This is a genomic window from Collimonas sp. (assembly GCF_044339385.1).
Taxonomy (GTDB): Bacteria; Pseudomonadota; Gammaproteobacteria; order Burkholderiales; family Burkholderiaceae_D; genus Collimonas.
On record NZ_JBIIVN010000160.1, the window covers coordinates 1 to 5874 of the forward strand.

The window sequence follows — 5874 nt, forward strand, 5'->3', positions numbered from 1 at the left end:
CAGCAAGAAGTGGACGATGCCATTGCGGGACTGGAAGGGAGCACTTAACCGCTTCACTATCCAGTTTGAAGAACGGATGAAGCCGAATTAAACGAAATTCCGTTTACACAAAATCCAGCACACCCTCTGTTTTTACCTTGTATGAATCAAATTCGCTTGTTCGCTTGTTCGCTTGTTCGCTTGTTCACCAGCCCAGTCATTGAATTGCTGAATCGGTAATTCACGAATTCAAGTAATAAGGATCAGCAGGAACCAAAGAAAATTTCACAACATTTCCGCTGACTTCCGCTGATCCTTTTGATGCCTGCTGGCTTGTTAGTTGGAGCTTGTTAGTTGCGGCTCGTCACGACTTGCCCCATCTCAAACCAGTTCGACCGCGATTGCTGTGCCTTCGCCGCCGCCGATGCACAACGATGCCACGCCGCGCTTGACGCCCTTGGCCTTCAACGCGCCCAGCAGAGTAACGATGATGCGGGCGCCGGAAGCGCCGATCGGATGGCCAAGCGCGCAAGCGCCGCCGTGAACGTTGATCTTGTCGTGCGGTATATTGTACTCCTTCATCGCCGCCATCGGCACTACCGCAAAGGCTTCGTTGATTTCAAACAGATCGACATCGGCGCTGGTCCAGTCGGTTTTCTTGTACAGCTTTTCAATCGCGCCGACCGGCGCCGTGGTGAACCAGTCCGGTTCCTGCGAATGGCTGGCATGCGCCAGAATGCGGGCTATTGGTGTGCAACCGAGTTTCTTGGCAGTCGATCCGCGCATCAGCACTAGCGCGGCGGCGCCATCGTTAATCGACGACGACGACGCGGCGGTAATCGTGCCGTCTTTCTTGAACGCCGGGCGCAACGACGCAATCTTGTCGAGCTTGGCCTTTTGCGGGCCTTCATCCTTGTCGATGACGACTTCGCCGGCGCGGCTGGTCACGGTCACCGGGGCGATTTCCCACTTGAAGGAACCGTCGGCAGTGGCGGCTTGCGCGCGCTGCACCGACGCAATCGCAAAGGCATCCTGATCGGCACGGCTGAAATGGTACTTGGCGGCGCAATCTTCGCCGAAGGTGCCCATCGAACGGCCACCGCCGTTGTCGCCCTTGGAGTAAGCATCTTCCAGGCCGTCCAGCATCATGTGATCAAGGATGGTGCCGTGGCCAATACGATAGCCGCCGCGCGCCTTCGGAATCAGGTATGGCGCATTGGTCATCGATTCCATGCCGCCGGCGGCCACCACTTCATGGGTGCCTGCCAACAAGCCGTCGACAGCAAACATGGTGGCCTGCATGGCCGAGCCGCATACCTTCGAAATAGTCGCGGCATTGGTGCCGACCGGTAAGCCCGCCTTGATCGTCGCCTGGCGTGCCGGGGCCTGGCCCTGGCCGGCTTGCAGCACATTGCCGAACAATACCGCATCAACCTATTCCGGCTTCAGGCCGGCACGCTCAACTGCCGCCTTGATCGCCACTGCGCCCAGATCACTGGCATTGAGCGCCGAAAAATCACCTTGAAACGCACCCATTGGAGTACGCGCTGCACCGACAATAACGATTGGGTCATTCATGCTGCTTCTCCAGATTACGACAACTTATAAGCTGCCCCGCAAACTGCTCACGGCTGGCGACCTGGGTCGCAGGCGACACCTCGCGGGACGTCTTTGCTGCCTGGTTAGTGAAAAAATAAAACAACTGCGCTAAACGACGAATTTGCTGCCTGCCACACATATGCATTAGCTGGTGCCACCCGGCAAAATAGCCCTCAACCGGTTTTGCCGGTTTCTGTGTGGGTAAAACGACATTCTTGCGGATATGGAAAAACGTCGTCGAAATACCCCTCCAGAATATGTTGCTTGCGTTGCTGCCAATATTGTTGCGTCAATAAATCTGCATGATGCTTGAGAAAATACTTCTTGACGTTCTGATTCCCCAGCAAAAACACGCCGAACTGTTCTGGAAAGACATCGTTCCTGGCAACCGGATACCACGGTTCGGCGGCCATTTCGTCTTCCTCATTACGCGGCGGCGGAATTGTGCGGAAATTACAGTCGGTAATGTATTCAATCTCATCATAGTCGTAAAACACGACCCGATTGTGGCGCGTGACGCCAAAATTTTTGTACAGCATATCGCCGGGAAAAATATTCGCTGCCACCAGTTCCTTGATGGCGTTACCGTACTCCCTCACCCCATGTTCGAGCGCCGCCTGGTCGTTGTTGTTCTCGGCGTCGTTCAGGTAGATATTCAACGGCAGCATGCGGCGCTCTATGTACAGGTGCTTGATGATGACCTGCTCGCCCTCTTCTTCCAGCACCGACGGCGCCACCTGTTTCAGCTCAGCGAGCAAACCATCGGCAAAACGGCCACGCGGGAAGGCGACGCTGGAGTATTCGAGCGTATCGGCCATGCGACCGACGCGATCATGGTGCTTGACCAGCAGGTATTTTTCCTTGACCAGCGCTTTGGTGGTTTCCTTCGGCGCCGGGAAATAATCCTTGATGACCTTAAACACGTATGGAAACGACGGCAGCGCAAACACCACCATGACCAGCCCGCGTATCCCCGGCGCGATATCGAAACGGTCCGATGAATGCCGCAAATGGCGCAGAAAATCCCGATAGAACAGGGTCTTGCCGAGCTTCTGCAACCCCAGGATCGTATAGATTTCGCTACGCGGCTTGTTCGGCAGCAGGCTGCGCAGGAATTCCACATAGGCCGACGGTACTTCCATGTCGACCATGAAATAGGCGCGGGTGAAAGAAAACAGCACGGCCAGTATCTTGTCGTCGAAGAGTAGCGCGTCCAACACCAGTTGGCCGTCGCGATCATGCAAAATCGGCAACACAAACGGATATTCGCGCGCGCCGTTGATCATCTTGCCAATCGCATAAGCGCCCTTGTTGCGGTAAAACAGGTTCGACAACACCTGGATCTGCTGATTTGGCTCCGCGGCGATATCGCCGAATGCGGCCCTGATCCGGGCCTCGGCCAGACCGACATCGCGCTCCAGATCGGCAAACGGCGTTTGCAGCCGGAAATTGGTCAGCACCCGCTTGAGCGTGTACTGCATGCCATCCTTGAGCGGGTAGTAGACCCGATACGTCGGCAGCGCGGCGTCGGTATCGATGTATTCGGTCGATACCGTCGGCCGCACGAAGATGAAATCGTTATGGAAATAGGTGCGGTGCAGGATATTGCAGCAGACTGAGTTGAAAAAGGTTTCGGCCAGTTCCGGCTGTTTATGATCGGTCAACATGCCGATGTAGTGCAGTTTGACTTCGCGCCAAACCTCGTCGGTCAGATCGTCCTGCTGGTATTCGTCTTCCAGCGCCTGCACGCATTCGCGCACCCGGGCATCGTAAAAATCGATGCGCTCACGCGCGGCGAGCTGCGCAGCGCTCCAGTCGGCCTCTTCAAAATACTGCTGGGCGCGACGGCTGGCTTCGCGGAACAGCCGGTAATGCTTGTCGAAGCCGTCCAATATCATGCGCGCAGTATCGAAAGCGATCTGCGACGACAATAATTTTGGAAAACTGGCGGACGTCGTCACAGCGAAAAGCGCTCCTTCCAGCCAGCCAGAGCAGCCAGGCTGACGCCGATGCCGCCGCAGACCACAATCAACGGCCGCCGGTACGGCAGCAGTTCCGGCAACTGTTGATAGGCAACCGCCAGCGCGGCGCCGCAAGCCGGCTCAACCAGTATCCGCATCTGATCGGCAAACGCCAGGCAGGCGCTGACCGCTTGGCTATCGCTGACCGTGACGTTATGTACCTTGTGCTGGCGGGTCCAAGCAAAAGATTGCGCCGATACGCGCTTGGCGGCGAGGCTGTTGGCAATCGTATTGAGCACCGGCAGCGTCACCGGTTTGCCAGCGCTCACTGCCGCCGACAGCGACGCCGCGCCTGCCGTCTCGACCGCGATCAACGGGATATGTGCAAGGCCGTTGCGATGCAGGCCGCGCAATACGCCGTTCATCAAACCACCGCCGCCGACCGAGCAGATGACCACATCGAAGTCCTGCCCGAGTTGCCGCGCTTGCAACACCGCTTCATCGATCATGGTGGCGTTGCCATCCCAGATATCGGGGTGGTCGAACGGCGGAATGTAGATGCTGCCCGGCTGTTCGCTCAGGCGCAACGCATGCTGGTTGGCCTCATCCCATAGCGCGCCATGCACGATCACCCCGGCACCGATATCGCGAATGCGCTGACACACTTCGGCCGAGGTGGTGTGCGGCACCACGATGGTGGTTTGGGTGCCCAGCGCGGCACCGGCGACAGCCGCCGCAAACCCGGCGTTGCCGCCGGACGGACACACCAGATGGCTGGCGCCGCCCGCCACTGCACGCTGGCACAACAGGCCGATCCCGCGCAGCTTGAAAGAGCCGGAGGGCTGGGTGTTTTCCATCTTCAGCAACACTTGCTTGTCGAAGGCGACTGACAGTTGCGGATGTTGCAGCAATGCGGTGTGGATGTGCAATGAAGTCATGGTCTTGCCACTGTTGTCGGTTTTTTAATTATGCCAAATTTCAATACCGCAGTGGCGCTTAACTTGTTTCCGCGAACAGTTCACGGCCGATCAGCATGCGCCGGATCTCGCTGGTGCCGGCGCCGATTTCATACAGCTTGGCGTCGCGCCACAGGCGTCCTGCCGGATAGTCATTGATGTAACCGTTGCCACCCAGCGCCTGAATCGCTTCGCCCGCCATCCAGGTGGCTTTTTCGGCCGAATACAGGATCGCGCTGGCGGCATCCTTGCGCAACGCCCGCGCTGCCTGCGGCGTCCGGGCGCGGTCGCAGGCCTGGCCGACGGCATAGACATACGCCTTGCAAGCCATCATGGTCGAATACATATCGGCCAATTTCCGCTGCATCAGCTGGAATTCGCCAATCGACTGGCCGAACTGTTTGCGCTCATGCACATACGGCAGCACCAGATCCATGCAGGCTTGCATGATGCCGAGCGGGCCGCCGGACAGAACGCTGCGTTCATAATCGAGGCAGGACATCAGCACATTGACGCCCTGCCCCAATCCGCCCAGCACGTTTTCCAGCGGCACTTCGCAATCCTGAAACACCAGTTCGCCGGTGTGCGAGCCGCGCATGCCCAGCTTGTCGAGCTTTTGCGCGACGCTGAAACCCTTGAAATTCTTTTCGATCAGGAAGGCCGTCATGCCACGCGCGCCGGCTTCGATATCGTTTTTTGCATAGACCACCAGCACATCCGCATCGGGGCCGTTGGTGATCCACATTTTGGTGCCGTTGAGCAGCCAGCGGTCGCCCTTCAATTCAGCGCGCAGCTTCATGCTGACCACATCGGAACCGGCATTCAGCTCAGACATCGCCAGCGCGCCGATGTGATCGCCGGAAATCAGTTTCGGCAAATACCTGGCTTTTTGCGCGGCACTGCCGTTGCGCTTGATCTGGTTGACGCACAGATTGGAATGCGCGCCATACGACAGGCCAACCAAAGCTGAGGCGCGCGAGATTTCTTCCATCGCAATGATGTGCGCCAGATAACCCATGCCGCTGCCGCCGTATTGCTCCTCGGCGGTAATCCCCAGCAAGCCGAGATCGCCCATTTTTTTCCACAAATCCATCGGAAACTGATCGTTGCGATCGATCTCGGCAGCGCGCGGCGCGATTTCCGCAGCGGCAAACTCCTCAATCGCGCTACGCAGAGCAGCGATATCCTCGCCATGGTCGAAGCTCAAGCCGGGTAAATGCAGCATGTTTTGTCTCCTGTTTTTTATCTAAAGTGTGCGGCGCAGTGAGCTTCCCCCGAAATTTAGTCTTCCATAGGTAACGTAAAATCAACGATCCTTTGGAAAGACCAGCAATGAAGAAGATACCAAAACAGATGTACACGGCGGAGTTCAAGGAGCT

3 protein-coding genes and 1 pseudogene are annotated in these 5874 nt (G+C 57.4%); all 4 read right to left on the bottom strand.

Features of this window, described 5'->3' with window-relative positions:
• Positions 1-360 precede the first annotated feature (360 nt).
• Positions 361-1557 (bottom strand): annotated as a pseudogene (locus ACIQ0R_RS10735) (acetyl-CoA C-acyltransferase).
• 194 nt (positions 1558-1751) lie between these two features.
• Positions 1752-3539 (bottom strand): bifunctional isocitrate dehydrogenase kinase/phosphatase, encoded by a 1788-nt coding sequence (aceK, locus tag ACIQ0R_RS10740; RefSeq protein ID WP_395827085.1) that lies wholly within the window; start codon positions 3537-3539, stop codon positions 1752-1754.
• The gene (locus ACIQ0R_RS10745) at positions 3536-4477 is read right to left on the bottom strand and encodes a pyridoxal-phosphate dependent enzyme (RefSeq protein ID WP_395827088.1); all 942 of its coding nucleotides are present in this window, start codon (positions 4475-4477) and stop codon (positions 3536-3538) included. The genes aceK and ACIQ0R_RS10745 overlap by 4 nt, the downstream gene beginning before the upstream one ends.
• A 58-nt stretch (positions 4478-4535) precedes the next feature.
• Positions 4536-5720, bottom strand: coding sequence for an isovaleryl-CoA dehydrogenase (locus tag ACIQ0R_RS10750; protein ID WP_395827091.1), 1185 nt, complete (start codon positions 5718-5720; stop codon positions 4536-4538).
• Between the last annotated feature and the right edge of the window lie 154 nt (positions 5721-5874).